Below are 24,032 nucleotides of genomic sequence, written 5' to 3'. Positions count from 1 at the left end.
AGCTGACTAACGAAGTGAATAAAGGGCTGCATTGTGCAGCCCTTTTTAGTTATGTAACCTTTGCATCGATCTTTTTAAGCGTGTGGTGCAAAGGCAATATCGCGTTGAGTCACACTCACCCCTTTGACTTGCGCATAGACTGCGTCACCAGGCTTTAAGTTGAGGTCATCAAGAGCCCAAGGGGTAATTTTTGCCCACAAGCAGCAATTCTCATCCAGTTGCAAAGAGACGGTAATGCTTTGCTTATCTTCTCCGACATTCACCTGTTCGATTGATTGGACAGTCGCTGGCAAAACATTTCGAATCGACGTGGCTACCGGACGCTCCAAAGCAATAGAGACATCGCTAGCGCGCACTTGAAGTCGAATTGGCGTTCCAGGCTCGCCCTCAATCTTTTGTACCCAGAGCGAAGCGTTTTGGCCAAGTTCTACAGACGTCAGCGCATAGTGCTCATGATGAGCGGCGATTTTTCCTTCAAACAAGCTACTGTGTTCTGAGAATGACTGCCATGGTCTCATTGCGTGAGAAGCCCAGACCTCTTCCAGCTTGCCTGATGTCACTATACTGCCGTTCTCAATGATTGCTAAATTTTGAGCCAATCTAATGATTTCTTGCAAGCTGTGCGTCACATACACAATTGGTATGTTCACTTTTTCAGATAGGTCCTCAAGAAACGGCATGACTTCCCGTTTTCTGGGCATATCCAGTGATGCTAATGGTTCGTCCATCAACAACAAATCAGGCTTAGACAACAATGCACGCGCTATCGCCACTCGTTGCTTTTCGCCGCCAGAGAGCGACACTGGGAAACGCTTCAGGAGTGGTTTAATGGAGAGAAGCTCAGTCACCTCATCAAAGTACTTAGTATCCTTCTCTTTGACGCCATACATTAAATTCCCTTGTACTGAATAGTGTGGGAATAGGCGTGAGTCCTGAAAAACATAACCAATCTTTCGCTTGTGCGTCGGTAAGTTTATTGCCTTATCACTATCAAATAAGACGTGTTCGCCAATACTGACTTTACCTTGTGTCGGCGTGACCAATCCACTGATTACATTAATGAGCGTTGTCTTACCTGCACCAGAACGCCCAAATAACGCACTAATTCCGTGACACGGTAACTCCAGATCGACATCAAAATCACTTTCACCAAGCAATTGTTTAAATTGAACTTTAATACTCATTGCTTCGCTCCCAATCGACGAGCCGCTTTTCGGTTCATCCACTCAGAGGCCATTAACGTCGATAACGCAAGCGCGATAGAAATGATACAAAGACGCGCCGCTTGCATCTCTGCCCCAGGCGTTTCTATAAAGTTGTACATTGCGAGTGGTATGGTTTGCGTTTCGCCAGGAATATTGGACACAAAACTGATGGTTGCGCCAAACTCACCTAAGCTGCGTGCGAACGACAACATCGTTCCGGTGATTATTCCGGGGATTGTGAGCGGCAACGTAATCGTCATAAATACTTTAAATGGAGAGGCACCAAGCGTCGAAGCGGCATGTTCAAGTTTGGGATCGACACTTTCCAGGCTTAAACGAACAGAACGAACCATAAGCGGCAACGCGACAACAATACAAGCGACAACCGCTCCTTTCCAATCAAAGCTAAATACCAAGCCAAAATGTTCATACAACCAACTGCCAATGAAGCCCTGCCGTCCAAGGGATAGCAGTAGCAAATAACCAATAACAACTGGTGGCAAGACCAAAGGCAAATGAATCAGGCTATCGAGGACAGACTTGCCAAAAAAGGTTTTACGAGAAAGTAACCACGCCAGTAAAACCCCTAAAGGGATAAGCCAAAGTACCGCGAACGCGCCTACTTTGAGACTTAAGATTAAGGCTTGGTATTCCAGTTCAGTCACGCTTATTCCTTATTACTGAAACCGTATTTGACAAAGACCGCTTTGGCTTCATCTGTACTCAGGTATTGGAAAAACTGCTTCGATTCCGTTGAGTCACTGATCATTGCCGCCGGATAGACAATGGCACTGTGCATTTCGCTCGAGAACTCGTCTACTATTGTTACTTTGTCTGTCAGCAACGCGTCGGTTTTGTACACAATACCTAATGGCGCTTCTCCACGCTCTACCAGAGCTAACGCGAGACGAACATTCTTGGCAGGAGCAACTTTAGATTCAATATTTTTCCATACGTCCAGTGTAGTCAGTGATTCTTTAGCGTACATCCCCACAGGTACAGATATCGGATTACCCAGTGCAAGACGTCCATCATTCAACGCAACTAGCCACGCGTTACTATCTGAAAAATTAAAACTCTTCGTGTTAGACGGCTTGGGAGCAATCAAGACCAGACTATTCCCCACCAAATTGGTGACATTGTCACGTAAGATGACCTTTTCATCCACAAGATAGTCCATCCACTTGGTATTTGCTGAGATGAAAACATCGGCGGGAGCTCCGTTCATTATCTGACGAGCAATAGACGAGGAACCACCGTAAACTGGTGTGACGGTTACATCGAACTTGCCTGAGAAATTTTCGCTAATTTCGTTGATCGCATTGGTCATAGAGGACGCAGCGTACACTTTGAGATCGGCTGCGGCATGGGCAGAAAAAACAACGCTTAACAATGCCGTTAAGTAAACATGTGTTTTCCATATTTTCATTAATAGGCTCCTTTACGAGACAAGCTTTAGACTGATATTACGTTCATCAACTGAGTGTTTTATTTGAATAAAAAATCTAAGTTCATGTGTTGCTCTATCGCATCTGCAATACGATTAATCCCAAGCTCTTTAATCTCTTCAAAATTTTGTTGCTTAATTTGAGAGCCATTTACCCACTCGGCAATGAGATTTAACACTTCCACTTCATCAAAGAAACCGTGTAAATAGGTTCCCATAATTTGGTCACATTCACTTAACGCGCCATCAAAAACACCATTGGTGAGTTCAAGTGGCTGAACGCCTGTCACTTCGCTTCGGCCAACATGAATTTCGTAGCCTTTTGCGGTAGCACGTTTACCATTTAGGCTCACGACAGCTTGTGTCTTTGTCAGTTGCTTACTACCGGTAAGGACCGTGTGAACGTCAAGCAGCCCTAAACCTTCACTTTTGCCCGCTGCACTTTCAACACCCTCTGGATCATCAATGGTTTTACCTAGCATCTGATAGCCGCCACAAATACCAATGACTTTTCCACCCAGGCGAATATGGCGCAATATATCCTTATCCCAGCCCTGACTTCTTAAGTACGCTAAATCGTCTCTGACGGACTTTGTTCCGGGTAAGATAACCAAATCAGCTTTATCGATTTTCTCGCCTTTACCCACATAACGTAAGTTAATGTCGGGGTTGAGACGAAGGACATCAAAATCGGTATGATTGCTGATTCGGGTTAAAACTGGTACCACAACATTGAGTTTGACTTCTGCGTTTAACTCTTGCTGATTAGTGATCGCATCCTCGGCTTCAAGGTTGAATCCATGGAGGTACGGTAATACTCCCAAGACCGGCTTACCGGTTTTTTCTTCAAGCCAGTCTAATCCTGATTGCAACAGACGAATGTCACCACGGAAGCGGTTAATGACAAAACCTTTTACCCGCGCTTGTTCTGATTCAGAAAGTAATGCTAACGTGCCGTATAAGTGAGCAAAAACCCCGCCTCGATCGATATCAGCAACAATAATCACCGGGACATCAGCCGCTTCTGCAAATCCCATATTGGCAATATCCCCTTCTCGCAGGTTAATCTCTGCCGGGCTGCCTGCTCCCTCAATCATAATCGAGTCATACTCTTGGGTCAGTCGCGAAAAGGAATCAAGTACAGTATTCATCGCAACTTTTTTGTAGTCATGAAATCCAGCTGCGTCCATATCAGACAACGCTTTGCCTTGCAGAATGATTTGCGCACCCGTATCGCTGTTCGGTTTTATAAGCACCGGGTTCATATGAACTGTGGATTCAATATTGCAAGCTTGCGCCTGAACTTCCTGAGCGCGCCCTATCTCACCGCCATCTTTGGTGACCGCGCTGTTAAGCGCCATATTTTGCGGCTTAAAAGGGGCAACTTTAATCCCTCTTCTCGCTAATACACGGCATAAACCTGCCACAAGTACACTTTTTCCGGCATCCGATGTGGTGCCTTGAACCATTAAAGAAGGGATTGCTGATTTCATGAATATTCGTAAGAGAAGAAATAGATGGGCAATCATAACGTTATCGTTGCAGGTTACTCAAGCAAATGAACCGAATATCAAAGTTTATCGTCACATTTGTTCCACTTGCCCTGTCTGGAAAGAGGGTTGTAAATAGTCGCTCGCGGGTTAAAAGAAGCGATACTGGTTAAAAGTGACACTATTATCATTTATGGTCTGGTTTTTGCTTTGCTGTGTGTAATTTTAATGATCTTGTCTGGAGTTACCATGCTAGGTAAAGCGCTAAAGGTTACGGCCTTTGGTTTGTGCGCGATACTGCCACTTTCCTCTTATGCCAATAATTTTAACTACAATACGTTGGAAGTCCGTATGGGCACCAGCCCAGGAACCTTTGGTGGCGAATTTACAAGCTACTTTACTGAAAACACCCACTTCATTGGTCGCGCTGATAGCGAATTCAGTGGTGACTGGGATGTCGCAGGTGGTATTGGCTTCAATGGCCCTGCTGGACAATTTGCTGATATTTATGGCCAGATGCTGCTGCACAATATTAAGAAAAACAGCAGTGACAAAGTCGGCGATGAGTGGCACGCAGAAGTCAATGTTGGTACTCGTGTCTGGCTGATGCAAAACGTTGAGTTTCACGCGCGTTTAGGCCAATTAATGGACAACGATGATTCCCACACCGTTTACAATTTGGGAGCTCGATTCCATTCGACTCAGCAATTGTCACTTGGTGCCGATTTCAAAAATAACGGGGTTTACGGACAGCAACTCGTGATGTCTGCCCGCTTTGGATTCTAAGCAAGCCAAACCAACATAAAAAATGGCCTCCATAAGTGGAGGCCATTTCAGTTTTAGTACTGTTACTATTTCTTGCTAGGTTTGTCTTGAACGTATTTTTTCGATACATCGACAACAGCAATATCTCTGAAGAAGCTTCTTCCCAAAAGCATTGGGAACTTCATGTGGCCTCTTTCGGCCAAAGTAAATTCTGTCTTCTCTTTGTAATCACCAACCTGAATGTAGGCCACTACAACAGCACGTTTATTGACTTCGTCCGACGAAGACTGTTTTACCTTAGCCCAACGCTCTACTGGTGCTTTAAATTCTTTACTCGCCTTATCGCCGAGGTCGATTTTAAACTGAACCCAGTCTTTACCATCGCGTTCAAATGGTACGATATCTAACGCGCTGATTGACGATGTCGTTGCGCCAGTATCTACACGTGCTTTAAACGTTTCATCAATCCCCGGTGCGTAAACCCACTCTTCCGAGCCAAGAATAAGCATACCGTCAGGCGTTTTTTGTACCTTAACTGGCTTTTCTGGTTTTGGCTCAGGTTTCGGCTCTGGCTTTATTTCCGGTTTTGGTTCTACATCTGGCTTTGGCTCAACCTCTGGTTTAACTTCTGGTTCTACCACGACAGGTTGTTCTATTTCAGGCGTTTCTGGCTCAACAGGCTCCGTCGTCGTTTGCGTTGACGTACAAGCAATTAAACTACCGCTCATCATAAGCGGCAGAATCAGTTTCCAGTTTTTCATCCACACTCCGAATTAAAGTTGAGAGACTTTATTTATCGCGTCAGCTACGTAAGGAATATGTGTTTCGGTCAGACCGGCAATATTAATGCGGCCATCTCCAACACCATAAATGCCATAATCTTCACGTAAGTGCGCCATTTGCTTTTCAGTAAAGCCTAGCACAGTAAACATGCCTTTGTGACTCTCAATGAAGTCAAATTGATCTGTATTATGGTTATTTCTCAATTCGTTACACAAGTTTTGACGAAGGCTAACCAAACGCTGCTGCATTTCGCTCAGTTCTTGCTTCCAAACTGAGGTTAGGTTCGCGTCTTGAAGGATTGTTTTGACCAGTGCAGCACCATGATCTGGCGGCATAGTGTAAGTAGAACGAGCCAACGTTAATAGCTTACCTTTTGCGTTAGTGACATCTTGAGTATTTTTACCGACGACAATCGCAGCACCTGTACGTTCACGGTAAAGACCAAAATTCTTCGAGCAAGACGTCGTGATTAGCATCTCTTCAACGTTATCTGCCATAAAGCGAAGGCCTTTCGCATCTTCTTCCAGACCATCGCCAAAGCCCTGATAGGCGATATCAACAAAAGGGGTGAAACCATTCTTCTGTGATAGCTCTGTAATTGCTTGCCAAGCGGCGAAGTCGATATCTGCACCAGTTGGATTGTGGCAACAACCGTGGAGTAGCACGACATCAGAAGGACCAGCTTTTGACAAATCGTCGAGCATTTTAGCGGTATCAACTTGCTTGGTTTCTGGAGAGAAGTAATGGTAGAACCTTACCTTCAGACCTGCAGCTTCCATCACCGGTTTGTGGTTCACGTAACTTGGATTAGAAATCCATACGGTCGTATCTGGTTGTGCAACTTTCATTAAGTCGCCCAACATACGCAAAGCACCACTCGCCCCTGGCGTTTGAATTGCCGCAACACGATCCATTGCGGAGGTTCCAGATAACAAAAGATCAACCATGCTTTGGTTAAACTCTTCGCAGCCAGCAAGGCCAACGTAAGCTTTGGTTTTTTGAGTTTTTACAACAACGTCTTGCGCCATCTGAATGGCTTTCATGATTGGCGTTTCACCAGCGCTGTTTTTGTACACGCCAATACCAAGATCAACCTTGTTTGGACGTTCATCGCTGCGGTATGCAACGGATAAAGATAAAATAGGATCTAATACGGGAGTTGGTAGATTAGAAAACATGAAAGTCACAACCCTTTGAAATTCAAGTACGGACTTCACGGTAACATTATCATTTGAAATGGCGAAATGATTTTTTACGAATTTCGTCAATTATAGGACAAAATTCTGTATGCAATGGTGCTTTGTGCACTTGGTTGGTTACAAAGAAAGCAAATCACTACTCGATATCTATCTCAAGATGCCCCTTTTGTCTGAACTCTCTCGGTGTCATACCGGACCAAGTTCGAAACCGCGTACTGAAGTTTGCGCTGGTTGGATAACCGACAATCTCACCAATGTGCTGAATCGGCCATTCGGTGGAACGTAATAACCTTGCCGCGTATTCCATTCTCATACGCGTTAAATGAGCCATCGGACTTCGTCCAAATTGCTGCTGCGTAACTCGATAGAAATGAGCTTCTGAACAAGGATATAGTGCCGCTAATTGCTCTACGGTCCACTCTTTATGTAGTTGTCTTTGGACAAGATCAAATACACGGCGCAACTTCAATAGATTACGGGAAACAGATTCGGACTGCGGCATGTTTAGCATCAATTCCAGTTGAGCGACGCTGTGAGCGCCTACCTTACAACCATAGTCAATCGGTAAGTTGATACTGCGTAAAAGTGTTTGAATACACGCGTACATGACTTCTGATGCAGATGTGAACTGGTAACTAATTTCATCACCTATCATTGACCAGTCTGTGTGTTGTGAAAGAAAGATCCACGCTATCTGCCACGTTTCGTCTTCCATACCAAATCCGTTTTCAACGCCTGCGGGAACGATAACCAGAGAACCTGGTTCTAGTTCATAGCGGCATTTTTTGCTTTCTAGCCAACCTTTTCCTCGCACGGTATAGAGCAGCATGTGCTTTTTTTGGTTTTTCCTATACACCGAAAAGAAATCTCTGCATGTTGCGATGCCGCATTGCACGATGCCTCTTTCTTCTAATGCTAAAACACGCGTGTGGTCGATCATCTCCTGATACGTTTTTTCGGAAATGGAGTAACACTCTTGTTTTTCTTCCATATTTCGATGTCTCACACTGTATTTATTGCGTCTTGGCAACATTAGATATAACGGCTCAAATTACTTGAGAGTTTTGCAAAACTATTGGATGCCTTTGAAAAATACAACGTGAAATCATGGGGATAAACTACTCGCATTATTCTTAAAGGAGAAATGCGATGCTGTTAACAAATGAATACATAAACAAAGCATTTTGGAAAAAACTGTACGGTATTGCCCTTCCTGTTTCGCTGCAATCTATGTTGTTTGCCTTATTGGGTATTGTCGATATTTTTATGGTGAGCCAGTTAGGCGAGTCAGCCACTGCAGCCGTTGGTGTGGTTAATCGTATTATTTTCTTTAACCTTGCCGTGATCTTTGGTCTATGTGGTGCAGTAACGATTTTAGCATCCCAGTATTATGGTTCGGGTAAATTTAACGGAATCCGCAGGACTCTGGCGCAATCGTGGTTTATCTCTATTTTGGTCACGGTTCCGTTTATCATCCTTTATGTGATATTTGATCAAGAAATTGTTTCGTTCATGTCCAAGGACCCTGAGTATGTTAACTATGCTCGCGATTACCTTGTAGTTAATGGATTAAGCTTGATTACGACGGCGATCGTTGTGCCTATTGAATCCGTACTTCGATCAGTTGGAGAAGCAAAACTGGCGACGAAGGTCAGCTTATTAGCCATTATCGTCAACGTTATTCTCAATTCAGTATTGATCTTTGGTTTGTTGGGATTCCCACAGTGGGGCGTGTTCGGTGCCGCAATCGGAACGCTTCTCGCACGCGTCTTTCAAACGGCAGTATTGCTGTATTACTTTATCAAGCACTACGCGCACTTCCTTCCGACGAAGTTCGATTGGGCTCAAAGTGCACTAAAGCAGTACCGTAAAAAGTATTTTCAAATTTCACTACCCACGTTCATCCATGATGCATTATGGACTGGTGGTCTGATTGTCTACAGCGTCTTGTATGGTCAATTAGGTGTGTCTGAGCTGGCGATTGTCTCATTCCTGTCGCCAATTGAAGGCGTTTTGATATCCGCGTTTATGGGATTTGCCGTCGCGGCATCAGTACTTCTTGGAAACGACATCGGAGCTAAACAGTACGACAGAGTTGAGAAAACCGCATGGTGGTATGTATTAACCAGCTCAGGGTTAGCGATAATCTTGTATCTGTTAGTGTGGATGTGTTCGCCGTGGATATACGGGCTATTGGAATTTACTCCACTTTCCGACAAAGAAATGGCGTATAACGTCTGCCTTGTTATGGCACTAGGAATGATTTTTCGCGTGTTCAATATGGTGGGAATTGGTGGCGTTCTTAAAAGCGGCGCCGATATTCGGTACAGTATTTTTATCGACACCTTTGGACAGTGGGCAATTGGTATCCCTCTTACCTATTACACAGGCATGGTTCTAGGATTGCCTCTACATTACGTGCTGATGTCTCTGATTGTCGAAGAACTTGTGAAAGGTTTACTGACGACTCATCGTATTCAGTCTAAGCGCTGGATAAACAACATGGTTGATGACGAGGATATGGTAACAGCGTAACCAAAGGTTTCAACAGCCAACAAAGAACTCACCCAAAAGGCACATTTTCAACTCATGAATGTGCCTTTTCTATTTTCCAGCCAGTTTGTCTCTTATTTAAGCATGATCAAAATGGTGTATGACTTGGTTGGAGCTGCCGCGCCATTCCAAATTCAAATCTTTTTTATCTTGCTCAAACTTACCATCGATAAGCACATCGATGTATTTGGTTACTTCTCTTTGTGCATCGTCAAGCTCAGCTAAAGTGTAACCTGTCCAAACCCAGATATCTTTACCCGCACACTCTTCTCTTACCCGCTTAACCAATTTTAGGATGTACGGTACATTTTCCAGATGGAGCGGATCTCCCCCCGACAACGATAAACCCCGGCGTTTAATTCGCGTATCATTTAGATCAGCAATGATTTTGTCTTCGAGTTCTTGAGTAAATACATGCCCAGAATCCACACGCCAAGTCGATTGATTATAACAACCACGACACTGGTGAATACAACCAGAAACAAACAGCGTACAGCGTGTACCCGGTCCATTTACAACATCAATTGGGTAGTATTGGTGGTAATTCATTGTCGTGTCTCATTAGGTTTGGGAAAACAGAAAATCAACCCGAAACAGGTTGATTTTCTGTATGCAGTTTCAATTACTGATTAAAGGTGTTTTACTCGGCGCTTCACTTCTTCCTGTTTACCGAAGTTAAACGGACGTGCATCAGGGCTACCAAGGTAACCGCACACACGGCGTGTTACCGATACTTTAGTTGAATCATGGTTACCACAGCTTGGGCAGGTAAAACCTTTACTGGTACATTCAAATTCACCAGTGTAACTGCACTCGTAACATTCATCGATAGGCGTATTAGTGCCGTAGTAAGGCACTCTGGTATAGCTGTAATCCCATACGTTTTCTAACGCTTCAACGTTGCGCTGCATATTAGGGAATTCACCATAACAGATAAAACCACCGCTCGAGATTTCTGGGTATGGCATTTCAAAGTCAATCTTGTCGTATGGGTTCACCTTCTTCTCTACATCTAAGTGGAAGCTGTTGGTGTAGTAACCTTTATCTGTTACCCCTTCGATCACACCGAACTCTTTAGTATCAATACGACAGAAACGGCTACATAAGTTTTCACTCGGTGTCGCGTATAGACTGAAACCATAGCCTGTTTCGTCTGCCCACTGATTCACTGCGTCTTTTAGGTGTTTGATCACCTCAACCGCTTTTTCACGTAAGACCGCATCGTCGTACACGTGCGCTTCGTTGCCAAACAGTGCGTTAATCGTTTCATGCACACCGATATAGCCTAGTGAAATTGAAGCACGACCATGTTTGAAGATCTCAGCAATAGAGTCATCCGCTTTCAGACGAACACCACATGCTCCTTCCATATATAGGATTGGTGCTACGCGTGCTTTGACGTTTTCCAGACGCGTAATGCGAGTTTCTAACGCTCTGCGCGCTAGACGAAGGCGATCATCAAGTAGCTCGTAGAACTTTTTCTCGCTTCCTTTGGCACGAATGGCAATGCGAGGTAGGTTCAAGCTCACAACACCAAGGTTGTTACGACCTTCATGGATTAGCTCGCCGTCTTCTTCATAAGTACCTAAGAAACTTCTGCAACCCATCGGCGTTTTGAATGACCCCGTCACTTCAACTACTTTGTCGTAGTTCAGAATATCTGGATACATACGTTTAGAGGCACACTCAAGCGCAAGTTGTTTAATGTCGTAGTTTGGATCTTCAGCTTTGTGGTTCAGGCCGTCTTTAATACCGAATACCAGTTTTGGGAACACGGCCGTTTTGCGATTTTTGCCAAGCCCCGCAATCCGGTTTTTTAGAATCGATTTCTGGATCAAACGAGATGCCCAGCTTGTACCTAAACCGAAACCAAACGTAACGAATGGCGTTTGCCCATTTGCGGTATGTAACGTGTTTACTTCGTACTCAAGCGATTGGAAAGCGTCGTAACACTCTTTCTCTGTACGCGCTTTTGCAAACTCTTCCGGCTCAGCAATGTTCCACTCTTTGGCAATCTTTAGATGCTTCTCGTAACTTGTCATTACGTAAGGGGCCAATACTTCATCGATACGGTTGATCGTTGTGCCGCCGTAAATATGGCTCGCAACTTGTGCAATGATCTGCGCCGTGACTGCGGTTGCTGTGGATATCGATTTCGGCGTATCAATTTCCGCATTTCCCATTTTGAAGCCGTGTGTCAGCATGCCTTTCAGGTCGATCAGCATGCAGTTAAACATCGGGAAGAATGGTGCGTAATCTAAATCGTGGTAATGAATGTCACCCACTTCATGCGCTTGTACGACATCGCGAGGAAGAATGTGAGTTTTCGCGTAGTGTTTCGCAACGATACCAGCCAGCAAGTCACGTTGAGTCGGGATAACTTTGCCATCTTTGTTCGCGTTTTCATTGATAAGATCGAGATTACTTTCTTCAATCAGACCTTCAATTTCACGAGTTAGGAAGCTTTGTTTCTCACGAGCAATATCGCGATCATGGCGGTACTCGATGTAAGAACGTGCCAGAGACTTATAAGGACCTTGCATGAGTTCATTTTCAACCAGATCCTGAATCTCATGGATGTGAACTTCATCGTGATCTTTGAGCTGTAACTCGACAGCAAGAGCAACATTGAGAGCATAAATGGCGACATCTTTATCTTTGTTTTCCGCCGCGGCTTCGACTGCTGCTTGAATACGATCCCTGTTGAACGGAGCTCTTGAGCCGTCACGCTTGATTACGATTGGTTTCACTTTCTTCTCCTTACCCCAGCATACTCACAGAGTTATCCACAAACACACTATATGGGGTGATTTATTATTCTTTAGCCACAATATATTGTGGCGTATTTAACGAGAAGCACCAGTTGAAAACATTGATTTTGATCAACAAAAACTGGGTAGCGGATAAGAAGAAATCGATCTTATCGCTGATGCCCTTTATTAAAAAGAAATCAATGAAAATTGCAAAATTGGAACGTAATACACTTGCTTTTTTTAGAGGTCTTATAGGATAAAGGTTACGAAGGGACACGCACTAAAACGGGAGTGAAATAAGCCAATATGCGATCACTTTTTGCTACAGCCATGTTAGTTTTTTGTTCCGCCTCATTTGCGCAAAATTCAATCAACCTAACCAGTTGGAATATTGAATGGCTAGCAATGAACGGTGGAAAAGTATCAAGAACCGAGAACGATTTTGCCAAACTCAATCAATATGTGGGTAACTCGCAACCTGATGTATTAGCATTTCAAGAAGTCGATAGCGAAGTCGCGATTAGGAAAGTCGTGGGAAATGGCTACGATATTTACTTTTCGGATAGAGCTCGGTCCGGCAATAAACATTTGCAGTTCTCAGACACAAACCAGTACACAGGGTTTGCCGTGCGTAAAGGCATCCCGGTATCAGATCCCTCCGATTTTTCAATCACTCGAGGCAATAGCAAGTTACGCTTTGCGAGCTATATTGTGCTAAATCCGAATAAGCGTGATGAAATTCACCTGCTTTCAGTTCACCTAAAGGCCGGATGCAGTGGCGCTTACAAAAACAGTCGCGAATGCAAGACGCTCAAACAGCAAGGCGAAGCTCTGGCAAAGTGGATAACGGCACGTGAAAAGAGCCAAGAAAAGTACGCCATTTTAGGTGATTTTAACCACAACTTGGCTTATCAAGGTGACTGGTTGTGGTCGACAATGACTTCAAATACCAACGCTAGATTAGTCACAAAAGATACTCAAGCAGAATGTAAGGTGCGTTCGAATCGTAACCCTAATAAAACGCATCAGTTCCGTTCTATCATTGACCATATCATTGTCAGCGATAGTCTAGGATCGCAACCAGCCAGACAGGTGACATTTAAGTCTCAAGATGTTCTGGATTACCATCTAAGTGACCATTGTCCAATCAGTACGCAAGTGCGACTCTCTGCAAATTAGTCAGCTAAAAAAACGCCCAGCAAAAATGCTGGGCGTTTTAGTTACAACAAAAATTAAAGCTGTCTCGGATTGAGAATGACGACATCGCCTTGCTTCAATCCTGTCCTTACTCTGTCCAACTCGCCCAACTGAATTAAACGCGTTTCGACTTCACCACCGTCTTGCAACACCTTGACATAATCCAACTGGCCAACTTGATATACGGCGTCTTTCGGTATTCTTAGAACCACGTCGTCCGTTAAGGTCAGCGCAACCTTTGCAAAGGTACCTGGGTACACAGAGGTCGGAGATTCAAATTGCAATTTGACTGTGTAACTGCGTGAATTCGCATCAGCAGACGGTGTCACTTCTTTGATAGTCGCCGAAGCCGTCACATCATAAGAAGGAAATACGGCCTCAACCTGCTTATCGTAGTTCACGTAAGGCATGACTGACTCGGCAAAGTTAACTTCTATTTCAAGCGAGTCAGGATTGTACATCGAGAGCAAAAGTGACCCGGGTGTGGCGGTATCCCCTTTATTGATCGGCTTCTGCGTAATCAAACCGTCGAATGGCGCAGTAATAATACTGTACCCGAAGGTCGTCTCAGCTTCAGAGACGGCAGCCTGAGAGCGGTTGAAGTTGGCTTGTGCGGTTTGCAATGTACTTTCTGCCTGGTCGTACTGCGACTGTGGTATCAGTTTTCTGTTTAACAGCGTCCTAACGCGTGAGAACTCTTTGCGAGCGGCGTTAAGCTGCGCTTGTGCAGAAGACAACGCCTGCTCGCTCTGACGAACTCGTGCGTCTAAGTCGTCACTTTCTAAGCGCGCTAATACGTCTCCCTGTTTAACTCTGTCACCTACTTTAACCAACACTTCAACAACTGAGGCGGTCAATCGTGCGGCAATATCAGCTTGCTGATCTGCGACAACGACGCCCGGAAACTCGCGAACAACAGGCTCACTGGTCAGTATCATCTCGTGCGTTTGTACAGAGTTAACATCAATCACGTTGGTTTTCGCAGAATGCTCAGTGGGTAACTTTTCGGAGAAAAAACCAGCCATATAAAGAAAAAGAAGCGCGAGCAAGATAATTAAAATAATGCCCAGCAATTTGTTATCTAATTTCATTGTTCTTCCTCCATCTGAGGCAATCCATGTCCTTTGGTATTCTGGTATGCGAGGTTATATACCACCGGAACAACAAGCAAAGTAAACACTGTTGAGGCCGTAATCCCGAATATGATTGCCCAGGCGAGGCCATTGAAAATCGGGTCGAGCGTAATAACGATGTTACCCAACAACGTGGTTCCCGCCGTTAACAGTATCGGTCTCATACGAACCACACCAGATTCGATTAGTGCGTCGTGCAAACTGCTGCCAGATTCGAGAGATTGCTGAATAAACTCAATAAGCACTAATGAATTCCGCACAACAATACCGGCTAGTGCGATCATCCCAATCATCGCCGTGGCTGTAAATAACGCAGGATTTGGGTAGTTACCAATGTCATTGCTTAAGACATTTAATATCCAGAATCCCGGCATAATACCGATAACCGTCAATGGAATAGCCAGCATTATGATCCCAGAAACCGCAGGTAAGCCAGTCTGAATCAACATAACCACGAATACGCCCAGTAACGCTGCACCATAAGCAATGCCAAGGTCGCGGAATACATCAACCGTAATCTTCCATTCACCTTCACCACTCCATACGACATTAATGTTCTCCGGAACGCTCCAGGCAACACCAGCACCGTTGTTTAAGTATGTGCGATCCTGCCAATTAACATGTGCATCACTGGCATGATCAATATCTTGATCCGCGATGACATCTGCGATGATCTCACCAGGCACACGCCCTACTACTTCGGCATACACATAAACAACAGGATTAAGGTTTTTATGGAATATCGGTTTATCCGCTGGACGTTTAACAAATTGACCAATTTCTGAGAGCTGAACAACGGGTTGCGGAGCATCCACCACCGCGCCGCCCATTTCCACTTTTGCAATCCCAGGTCTTCCACGAACATACAGTTGTTCTAATCGGTTTAAATCGTCTCTGTCTTCACGACGAAGTTGAACTTCAATCGGCAAAGGATTTAATTCCCGACCATCAGCAATGTGACCAAGAGTTTTAGCATTCGCCGCCGTAATTAACGTGTTATTCACCTCAGCGACAGACACACCGGATAGCGCAGCTTTCTCCTGATCGACCACAAACTGCCACGTTTCTAAGTCACCCTGAACGCTCGTATCTACCTCTGATACTAACTGTTCTTTGCGCAGGCGATCCGCTACTTTCTCAGCTTGAACCATCAACTCCTCATAAGAGGTGGTTTCGTCGCCATAAACTTCAGCCGTAATAGTCGCGATAACCGGAGGACCTGGCGGTACCTCTACTAATTGAATGTCTGCGTTAAAGCGTTTCGCTATTTGTTCTAAATCACTTCGCAGACGAGTAACAATTTCATGTGACTGCATAGAACGATGTTTTTTCGGCGCTAATACAATGCGCAGTTCACCTTGGTATGGCTCGCTGCGCATAAAGTAATGGCGAACCATGCCGTTAAAATCCATTGGTGAAGCCGTTCCTGCAAAACCAGACACGCTGGTTACTTCAGGCACCGTCATCAGATAGTCAGAAAAACTGGATAGCGCATTGGAAGTATCTACAAAACTTGACGTTTCTGGCATGTTTAACACAAGCTGGAATTCGTTTTTGTTGTCGTATGGAAGAAGTTTGAGTGGCACCAAACGTAATGCAGGCAACAACGCGGCGAGTGCAAACAAAAATGCAACTAATCCAAGGAAAGCCCAAGCTTTTTTACGGCTTTCCAATAACGGTATTAATACTCCACGGTATAAACGATACATGGTCGACGATTGGATATCGTAATGACCGCTGTCCTGAGCGCCAGTAAGTATTTTCTTCGCAAGCCAAGGCGTTATCATAAACGCCACAACCGTACTGAACATCACACTGATCGGTACGTTGAAGGCGAGCGGCGCCATGTACGGCCCCATCATTCCTGTGATAAAAAACATTGGCGTGAACACAATAACAATCGCCACGGTAGACATTAATAGCGCGCTACGAATTTCAGCCATGGCCAGAACAATTGCTTTAGTGCGGGTCAAATCCTTACGCTTTAAGTAACGCTCAATGTTATCGATACTGGCGATAGGATCATCAACGATCAAACCGAGCGCTAAGATCAATGCAAACAGCGTAACCCGATTGATGGAGTAACCAAAAAGTAAGTCCATCCCCAGCGCAGCACCATAACTGATCGGAATTGCGATCCCAACAACCAGTGCACTTCGCCAATCTAGGAATAAGCCAACGAATACCACAACGGTTAAAATTGATATACCAAGGCTGGAAACCAAGTTGTTCACTTTTGCGTTTGCGGTTTCACCGTAGTCGCGAATGATGGCAACCTGAACTTGAGGTGGGAACTGATCAGATTCAAGCTGAGCTAATTTATCATTGACTGCTTGAGCGACGTGAACCGCATTGGAACCTTTTTGCTTAGCGACCGAGATAAAGACAGCAGGTAGCGCTTGGCCGCTATTTTTATCTCTATACCAGGTATCGGATGTGGCCTCTCCCGGACCATCATAAATTCTCGCCACGTCTTTTAAGTAAACAGGCTTGCCATTTAGCACCGCGATGACGAGATTCCCAACGTCCTTTGAGCTGGTAAGAAATTGTCCGGATTCTAAAGTGAAATTGCGGCCATTAACCCTAATATTTTCACCCTGAGTTTTGGTGTTACTGTATTGGATGGCTTGCTCAAGATCGTCAATGGTGACTTTAAAATTCGCCATTGCGACGGTATCAAGTTCAATCTGAACTTTTCTAGGTTCTCCGCCAATAACCTCGACTTTATTTGTCGCATCAAGTGATTTGATGCCTAAAGTCGCTTGATCCGCGATTCTTCTAAGTTGATGACGATCTAGCGTCGAAGGGTCAGTCGAATAAAGCGCTGCAACGACGATAGGCACGTCATCGATTTCGACTGGCTTGACTAACCAACTGGCTACAGACGATGGGACTTTATCTTGATTGGAGTAAAGTTTGTTGTAGAGCTTAACTAACGCGTCTTCGCGATTTTCACCCACATAAAAGCGAACAATGACTTGCGCGGCCCCTTCCATCGACGAGGAATAAACGTATTCCACACCATCGATCTGGCTGACAAGTTTCTCTAACGGTTCGGTGATTTGATTTTCGACTTGTGAAGCACTCAAACCCGGCGCGGATACCAAAACATCGGCAATGGGTACCACTATCTGAGGATCTTCTTCTTTTGGCGTGAGCCACAACGCCGCCGCGCCGACCATAAAGGCCAGTAGGATCATGATCGGAGGGAAAAAGCTGTTCATTACAGACTGAACAAAGCTTCGCTCTTTATTTCCGGGCATCCTTTTCCCTCCAATTTAGATTACATAATTTATGCTTTGGCTGTTTTCATCTTCTCTTCGCGAGCATTGATGACCAATTTCGCAAACATTGAGCCTGCTAACATTGCAACAAAGAACAAAACAATACTGACATTACCTAACGCCAAACTTGCCACGGCAGGACCAGGACAAATACCAGCCAATCCCCAGCCTAGGCCGAAAATCGCAGCTCCAGACAACAATCGAGCATCGATCTTTGTGTTCGTAGGAGTGCACATTTCTGCACCACTAACTGATTGTTTTCTCGGCTTGATAAGTAAAAAATAGCTTGGCATAAACACTGCCAGTGCGCCGCCCATCACAAAAGCTAAACTTGGATCCCAGTTTCCTGAAATATCTAAAAATCCAACAACTTTCGCGGGATCGATCATCCCAGAAACAGCCATACCTATGCCAAATAAAACACCGCTTACCAGCGCAGTAATTCGAAAAATAGTGTTGTTCATGGAATCTCTCTTAAACTAGGTGAAGTCGAACAAAAACGGTCAAGCCAGCAACAGCCATAAATACGCATGTTGCAACGATAGAGCGCTTAGACAAACGCCCAATGCCACAAATGCCATGACCGCTGGTACATCCGTTACCTAGTCTGGTTCCAATACCAACAAGTAAACCCGCCGCTAATACCAAACCCATTGAAAGATTTGCTGTACTTGGTACTGCTACGCCGAGTAATAAAACACTCACAAAGCCACCGACAATCATGCCAACTGCAAACAGAAGTCGCCATGAATAATCCCCTTTCTTCGGTGACATAATGCCATTCATAATTCCACTGATACCGGCAACCTTGCCGTTAACCAACAACAAAACCGTGGCAGAAACTCCCAATAAAATGCCACCAAACAACGATTCCCATGGAATAACGTCTAACATTACTTACCTCTATAGATTTTCATTTAATTTATTGATTTTAGGTTATTAACCACCGAAAAGGCGTTTAACGACTTAACTACAAAAAACGCCATGCAGTGCTTTAATTAATGACTCAACTCTCGGTTCAGCTAACGAGTAGAACACCTGCTGTGATGATTTCCGAGCGCTGATTAAATTGTGTTTACGCAACACCGTTAAGTGTTGTGAAAAGGCGGATTGACTCAAAAAGGAGTGTTTTTGTAGCTCCCCTACACCAACCTCTCCTTGGGTCAATTGGCACAACACCATCAACCTTTCTGGATGCGCCATTACTTTAAGTAGATCTGCGGCTTCAACTGCGCTGCCTTTCATCGCCGCTATGTCCATTGCTGTATCGCTCATGACTCACCTCTACATTAAAAACTAAATTAGATATTACTAAATAATAATGTTTAGTCAACACTAAATTAGCTTTTGTGAATTTAGTTAAATTAACATTAGACAATTCTAATTTAGGTGTTTATAGTGAGCATATTAAAGGATGGCTGTTTCAGTTAAACAGTTCTAAGGAGAAGAGTTATGACGTTAGAAAATGCTGTAAGAGTATTTGCCGGCACTATGATTTTAGTTTCGGTTTTACTCACCGTATTCGTTCACAGTAACTTCATTTGGTTTACTGTGTTTATTGGCGCTAACCTAATTCAGAGTGCGTATACCGGAATTTGTCCTGCCGCTTACTTTTTAAAGAAATTTGGTTTTAGATAACCTAGATGTTTCGAGCTGGCTCTACAATGTAAGTCAGCTCATCCTAAAGCTTGGAGTTAATAATGACTAAGATTTTAATCGTCGGTGGTGTCGCTGGTGGCGCATCTGCAGCAGCGCGTGCTCGTCGTCTGAGTGAAGACGCAGAAATTATCATGTTTGAGCGCGGTCCATTCGTGTCTTTTGCAAACTGTGGCCTGCCATACCACATTGGTGGCGATATCCAAGAACGCAGTAAACTCTTACTACAAACGCCAGAAAGCTTCCTAGCGCGCTTCAATGTCGATGTTCGCGTGATGAATGAAGTAATATCGGTAAACCGTCAGGATAAAACCATCGTGGTTAAGAACCTAATTGATGGTTCTGAATACGAAGAATCGTACGACTTCTTGCTGCTTAGCCCAGGCGCAGGGCCTATCGTTCCGCCAATTCCTGGCCTTGATAATCATCTCACTCACTCGCTGCGTAATATTCCAGATATGGATCGCATTATTGAAACGATCCAAATGAACAAACCAGAACATGCGACTGTTGTAGGCGGCGGCTTCATCGGTTTAGAGATGATGGAAGCGTTCCATCAGCTAGGTATCAAAACTTCTCTGATTGAAATGGCTGACCAAGTCATGACGCCCGTTGACCGTGAAATGGCGGGATTTGCTCACGCTGAAATTCGAGATAAAGGCATCGATCTAAAACTTGGCGTGGCACTTGAGTCTGTTCAGTTCGTACCTAACGAACATGTTGCCAGCTTTGACTCCGGTGAAAGTGAAAAGCACCAACACTTAGAAGGCGAACTGGAGCTAACACTTAATAATGGTGAGAAGTTGACGACTGATATTCTCATCATGGCGATTGGTGTTCGTCCTGAGACCAAGCTTGCCCAAGAAGCTGGCTTAGAAATCGGTGCCCTAGGTGGTATCTCTACCAATGAATACATGCAAACCAGCGATCCTTCGATTTATGCAGTTGGTGATGCAGTAGAAGAAAAAGATTTTGTCACTGGCGAACCAACATTGGTACCGCTAGCTGGCCCTGCAAACCGTCAAGGCCGCATGGCTGCAGATAACATGTTAGGTCGCAGTGAAACTTATCAAGGTACACAGGGTACGGCGATTTGTAAGATCTTTGACTTAGCTGTTGCTTCAACCGGTAAAAATGAGAAACAGCTGAAACGTGCGGGTATTGATTACGACAAAGTGTACGTTCATACCGCAAGCCACGCGAGCTACTACCCTGGCGCAGAAGTGGTGTCGTTCAAAATGCTGTTCGATCCAAAATCAGGCAAAATTTTAGGTGCTCAAGCCGTAGGTAAAGATGGTATCGATAAGCGTATCGACGTGATGGCAGTGGCTCAGCGTGCTGGCATGACGGTTGAACAGTTACAGCACTTAGAACTGACCTACGCGCCACCTTACGGCAGTGCGAAAGACGTGATTAACCAGGCGGCATTTGTTGCCAATAACATCATCAAAGGTGATGCAACCGCGATTCATTACGATGAGATGGATTCACTGACTGATGACCAGGTGTTACTTGATGTACGTAACCCGGGTGAGCTTGAGAGTGTTGGTTTTATTAAAGATGCTATCAACATTCCTGTCGATCAATTACGTCACCGTATGGACGAGCTACCAAAAGACAAAGAAATTGTGATTTACTGTCAAGTTGGTCTGCGTGGTAACGTCGCGTACCGCCAGCTCGTCAACAATGGCTTTAAAGCACGTAACCTGATTGGTGGTTACCGCACTTACAAGTTCGCTAAAGCTTAATTGACGCGTCAATAGCGAGTACGAGTAAGTAAAAAAACAAACGGCTGATAGTGATTATCAGCCGTTTTTCTTATCCCGAATTTTGTAGTGCTATGTTAGTTATCTATTCTGTTTCAATAAGCGCTATCTCATCTGATGTGGATTTCTCCAACTTAATTGCAATGAACTTAGAAGTTGGCGTAAAGGTTCTGTCCCCATAGCTATCCAGCGGCACCAATGGGTTAGTTTCTGGATAGTATGCGGCAGCCTGGCCAGCAGGAACATCATACGCAACCAGCGTGAATCCGCTCACTCGACGTTCTACACCATCTTCCCACAATGACACCATGTCCACTTTGTCGCCTGATTCAAAACCAAGCTTTTTGATGTCCGCTTCATTGATGAACAAGACTTCTCGCATCCCAAAAACGCCACGATAACGGTCATTTAAACCATATAACGTTGTGTTGTATTGGTCGTGAGAGCGCATGGTTTGCAGAATAAGATCAGGCTTCTGACCTTTTTCTAATAGAGCTTCACTGATCAACTGTTTTGGTAGTTCGCTGTCGCTAAACTGTGCTTTGCCACTCGCCGTATTCCATCTGCGCTCAGCGGCTGGGTTCACCAAATGGAAACCACCCGGATTTTTAAGCTTACTGTTGAAGTCTGTGAACCCAGGAATTGTGTCAGCGATAAGATCTCTAATTCGATCATAATCTTCTATCACCCAGTTCCAATCAATTGGATGCGTGCCTAGCGTCGCATTCGCAATACCTGCAATGATTGCGGGTTCTGAACGTAAGGCTTTAGAACGAGGTTTCAACTGACCATAAGAGATGTGCACCATGCTGAAAGTATCTTCAACCGTTACACCCTGTGGCCCGTTTTCTTGAGTATCAATTTCAGTGCGCCCCAAGCAAGGCAGAATCAATGCATCTTTACCAGTCACTAAATGCGAACGGTTGAGCTTAGTCGAAATGTGAACGGTCAGATTACAGTTTCGCATTGCATCGTGAGTACGTTCGGTGTCCGGTGTCGCTTGGGCAAAGTTGCCGCCTAAACCAATAAATACTTTCGCCTGGCCTTCTTCCATTGCTTTAATAGCTTGAACCGTGTTGTGACCTACACCACGCGGCACTTCGAAGTTGAATCGACGCTCAATGCTATCAAGCAGTTGGTCGGATGGCTTTTCATCGATACCCATTGTACGGTCACCCTGAACGTTACTGTGTCCACGTACCGGAGAAAGACCTGCGCCCGCCTTACCAACATTACCACGTAACATTTGTACATTGGCCACTTCTTTAATCGTTGGCACGGAGTGACGGTGTTGCGTCAAACCCATTGCCCAACACATGATCACACGCTCAGCGCGTAAATACATGCGAGCGACCGTTTCGATTTCGCTTAAATCTAATCCAGATTGCTCAGCGATGTGCTCCCATGAAGTGGCATCGACTTCAGCTAAGTAGTCATCGATACCAATGGAATGCTGTTCAATGAATTCACGATCGAACACGGCTTTACCACCGGTTTCTAATGCTTCACGTTCCCATTGCAATAAAAACTTAGCCATACCACGAAACACTGCCATGTCCCCACCCAGTGCAGGACGCAAATATGCTGTATTCGTCGGCTCTGAACCATTACTGAGCATTTCTATCGGCATTTGTGGGTTTTGGAAGCGCTCCAAACCACGCTCTTTTAATGGGTTGAAACAGATAACTTGTGCACCGCGTTTCACCGCTTCACGTAACGGCTCCAGCATGCGTGGGTGATTGGTTCCCGGGTTTTGGCCAATAACGAAAATCGCGTCCGCTTCTTCAAAGTCATCAAAGATAACCGTGCCTTTACCTACACCAACTGTGTCTTTCATGCCAAGCGCGCTGGCTTCATGACACATATTTGAGCAATCAGGAAAGTTATTGGTACCAAATGCACGTACGAATAATTGATATAAAAACGCGGCTTCATTGCTGGCGCGGCCGGAGGTGTAAAACTCCGCTTGGTGTGGCGATTCCAGATCATTTAGGTGTTTTGCCACTAACTGAAAAGCCTCTTCCCAAGAAACTGGAACATAGTGATCAGACTCGGCATCGTATTTCATTGGGTGTGTAATACGCCCTTGATATTCGAGCCAGTAATCTGTTTGAGTAGAAAGAGAAGATACACTGTGGTTAGCGAAGAACTCAGGATCAACCAGTCGATTGGTGGCTTCCCAGTTAACAGCCTTTGCGCCATTTTCGCAAAAGTTTACTTTACCGCTTTCTGGTGATTCACCCCAAGCACATCCTGGGCAATCAAAACCGCCATTTTGGTTGGTTTTCATCATGGTGCGGATGTTTTTCACCGCATTTTCGCTTCCCCACCAGCTTCTTGTCACGGCTTTGAGCGCACCCCAACCACCTGCTGGACCTTTGTATTCTTTTATTCTTTCTTTTTGGCTCACGACTTTACTCCTCGTATATAGGAACAACAGCAAACAGGCTGCCCGGGAAAACAAGCGCGCAAAATCGCGGGAGTCATGAAGGGGCGTTTTCAATCTGGACAAGTAAAGGCTCTGTATGTGTAAGACTTTACTTGTCCAGATTGTATGAGTTCTGGTACCCGTCTACTGTTTCAGAATGTTCAGACACAATCTTTAATGCTGTGTTTTGATCTGAATCAAAGGTTAAGTCGTTACTTTGTATGCGTCCAATTGATATCCCTGACCGGCTGATAAATAAAATCTATCACGACTTTAAGACAAGACATTCATCACATTTTTCATCAATTGAATTTATCAGAGAATTCGTTTTATGCGGTATTTAAACTGAGATCTCACGCTCGACTCAGTAATT

At 44.7% G+C, this 24,032-nt stretch carries 20 protein-coding genes; 5 read left to right on the top strand and 15 right to left on the bottom strand.

Translation table 11 applies throughout. The annotated features are described in order from the left end of the window. Window positions 1-74 precede the first annotated feature (74 nt). The 4 genes from modC to V1U08_RS01575 are packed head-to-tail and all read right to left on the bottom strand — an operon-like array spanning window position 75 to window position 4,145. Window positions 75-1,184 carry a molybdenum ABC transporter ATP-binding protein ModC gene (modC, locus tag V1U08_RS01590; RefSeq protein WP_118120078.1) on the bottom strand — a complete coding sequence of 370 codons (1,110 nt, stop codon included), beginning with the start codon at window positions 1,182-1,184 and terminating at the stop codon, window positions 75-77. Further along, a complete protein-coding gene (modB, locus tag V1U08_RS01585) occupies window positions 1,181-1,870 on the bottom strand; it encodes a molybdate ABC transporter permease subunit (protein ID WP_065303587.1) in 690 nt (229 codons plus the stop codon). Before modB ends, modC begins: the two co-directional genes overlap by 4 nt. Before the next feature lie 2 nt (window positions 1,871-1,872). Next, window positions 1,873-2,634, bottom strand: coding sequence for a molybdate ABC transporter substrate-binding protein (gene modA / locus V1U08_RS01580; RefSeq protein ID WP_330469728.1), 762 nt, complete (start codon window positions 2,632-2,634; stop codon window positions 1,873-1,875). Window positions 2,635-2,693: 59 nt separating this feature from the next. After that, on the bottom strand, window positions 2,694-4,145 hold the full coding sequence (locus V1U08_RS01575; protein ID WP_330469727.1) for a cobyric acid synthase: 1,452 nt from the start codon (window positions 4,143-4,145) through the stop codon (window positions 2,694-2,696). 246 nt (window positions 4,146-4,391) lie between these two features. On the opposite strand from V1U08_RS01575, the gene V1U08_RS01570 reads away from it, so the two are divergent. Beyond that, window positions 4,392-4,928, top strand: coding sequence for a hypothetical protein (locus V1U08_RS01570; protein WP_024372991.1), 537 nt, complete (start codon window positions 4,392-4,394; stop codon window positions 4,926-4,928). Window positions 4,929-4,993: 65 nt separating this feature from the next. On the opposite strand, the gene V1U08_RS01565 is transcribed toward V1U08_RS01570, so the two are convergent. The 3 genes from V1U08_RS01565 to V1U08_RS01555 all read right to left on the bottom strand — a co-directional run bounded on the left by V1U08_RS01565 (window position 4,994) and on the right by V1U08_RS01555 (window position 7,880). After that, a complete protein-coding gene (locus V1U08_RS01565) occupies window positions 4,994-5,668 on the bottom strand; it encodes a putative ATP-dependent zinc protease (protein ID WP_330469726.1) in 675 nt (224 codons plus the stop codon). 12 nt (window positions 5,669-5,680) lie between these two features. Beyond that, window positions 5,681-6,868: an amino acid aminotransferase gene (locus tag V1U08_RS01560; protein WP_243978161.1), complete on the bottom strand. Its 1,188-nt coding sequence runs from the start codon at window positions 6,866-6,868 to the stop codon at window positions 5,681-5,683. Between the two features lie 157 nt (window positions 6,869-7,025). Further along, complete coding sequence (locus tag V1U08_RS01555; protein WP_330469725.1) at window positions 7,026-7,880, bottom strand: AraC family transcriptional regulator; 855 nt, start codon at window positions 7,878-7,880, stop codon at window positions 7,026-7,028. Between the two features lie 158 nt (window positions 7,881-8,038). Between V1U08_RS01555 and V1U08_RS01550 the strand changes: the two genes are divergently transcribed. Continuing rightward, window positions 8,039-9,424, top strand: coding sequence for an MATE family efflux transporter (locus V1U08_RS01550; RefSeq protein ID WP_330469724.1), 1,386 nt, complete (start codon window positions 8,039-8,041; stop codon window positions 9,422-9,424). A 96-nt stretch (window positions 9,425-9,520) separates the two neighbouring features. Here the strand turns inward: V1U08_RS01550 and nrdG are convergent, their stop codons facing one another. Further along, entirely contained in the window at window positions 9,521-9,991 is a 471-nt protein-coding gene (gene nrdG / locus V1U08_RS01545) for an anaerobic ribonucleoside-triphosphate reductase-activating protein (protein ID WP_330469723.1), read from the bottom strand. An 80-nt stretch (window positions 9,992-10,071) separates the two neighbouring features. Then, window positions 10,072-12,192 (bottom strand): anaerobic ribonucleoside-triphosphate reductase, encoded by a 2,121-nt coding sequence (gene nrdD, locus V1U08_RS01540; RefSeq protein WP_330469722.1) that lies wholly within the window; start codon window positions 12,190-12,192, stop codon window positions 10,072-10,074. Window positions 12,193-12,501: 309 nt separating this feature from the next. Between nrdD and V1U08_RS01535 the strand changes: the two genes are divergently transcribed. Beyond that, complete coding sequence (locus V1U08_RS01535; protein ID WP_243978155.1) at window positions 12,502-13,374, top strand: endonuclease/exonuclease/phosphatase family protein; 873 nt, start codon at window positions 12,502-12,504, stop codon at window positions 13,372-13,374. 53 nt (window positions 13,375-13,427) lie between these two features. Here the strand turns inward: V1U08_RS01535 and V1U08_RS01530 are convergent, their stop codons facing one another. The 5 genes from V1U08_RS01530 to V1U08_RS01510 all read right to left on the bottom strand — a co-directional run bounded on the left by V1U08_RS01530 (window position 13,428) and on the right by V1U08_RS01510 (window position 19,084). Further along, complete coding sequence (locus tag V1U08_RS01530; RefSeq protein WP_020334854.1) at window positions 13,428-14,483, bottom strand: efflux RND transporter periplasmic adaptor subunit; 1,056 nt, start codon at window positions 14,481-14,483, stop codon at window positions 13,428-13,430. Then, entirely contained in the window at window positions 14,480-17,788 is a 3,309-nt protein-coding gene (locus V1U08_RS01525; RefSeq protein WP_330469721.1) for an efflux RND transporter permease subunit, read from the bottom strand. Before V1U08_RS01525 ends, V1U08_RS01530 begins: the two co-directional genes overlap by 4 nt. A 29-nt stretch (window positions 17,789-17,817) precedes the next feature. Next, window positions 17,818-18,273, bottom strand: a complete 456-nt coding sequence (locus V1U08_RS01520; RefSeq protein WP_330469720.1) for a YeeE/YedE family protein — start codon at window positions 18,271-18,273, stop codon at window positions 17,818-17,820. Between the two features lie 10 nt (window positions 18,274-18,283). Continuing rightward, complete coding sequence (locus tag V1U08_RS01515) at window positions 18,284-18,703, bottom strand: YeeE/YedE family protein (protein WP_020334851.1); 420 nt, start codon at window positions 18,701-18,703, stop codon at window positions 18,284-18,286. 72 nt (window positions 18,704-18,775) lie between these two features. Next, window positions 18,776-19,084 (bottom strand): ArsR/SmtB family transcription factor, encoded by a 309-nt coding sequence (locus V1U08_RS01510; protein WP_014234196.1) that lies wholly within the window; start codon window positions 19,082-19,084, stop codon window positions 18,776-18,778. A 177-nt stretch (window positions 19,085-19,261) separates the two neighbouring features. On the opposite strand from V1U08_RS01510, the gene V1U08_RS01505 reads away from it, so the two are divergent. After that, window positions 19,262-19,447 (top strand): YgaP family membrane protein, encoded by a 186-nt coding sequence (locus V1U08_RS01505; protein WP_014234195.1) that lies wholly within the window; start codon window positions 19,262-19,264, stop codon window positions 19,445-19,447. A 62-nt stretch (window positions 19,448-19,509) separates the two neighbouring features. Continuing rightward, window positions 19,510-21,213 carry an FAD-dependent oxidoreductase gene (locus V1U08_RS01500; RefSeq protein ID WP_330469719.1) on the top strand — a complete coding sequence of 568 codons (1,704 nt, stop codon included), beginning with the start codon at window positions 19,510-19,512 and terminating at the stop codon, window positions 21,211-21,213. Window positions 21,214-21,316: 103 nt separating this feature from the next. Here the strand turns inward: V1U08_RS01500 and V1U08_RS01495 are convergent, their stop codons facing one another. After that, window positions 21,317-23,641, bottom strand: coding sequence for an FdhF/YdeP family oxidoreductase (locus V1U08_RS01495; protein WP_330469718.1), 2,325 nt, complete (start codon window positions 23,639-23,641; stop codon window positions 21,317-21,319). Window positions 23,642-24,032 lie beyond the last annotated feature (391 nt).

It is taken from the genome of Vibrio sp. YYF0003, from assembly GCF_036350715.1.
GTDB classification, from domain to species: Bacteria; Pseudomonadota; Gammaproteobacteria; order Enterobacterales; family Vibrionaceae; genus Vibrio; species Vibrio natriegens.
The sequence above is the reverse complement of the archived record's forward strand: the minus strand, read 5'-3'. Positions and strand labels throughout refer to the sequence as shown.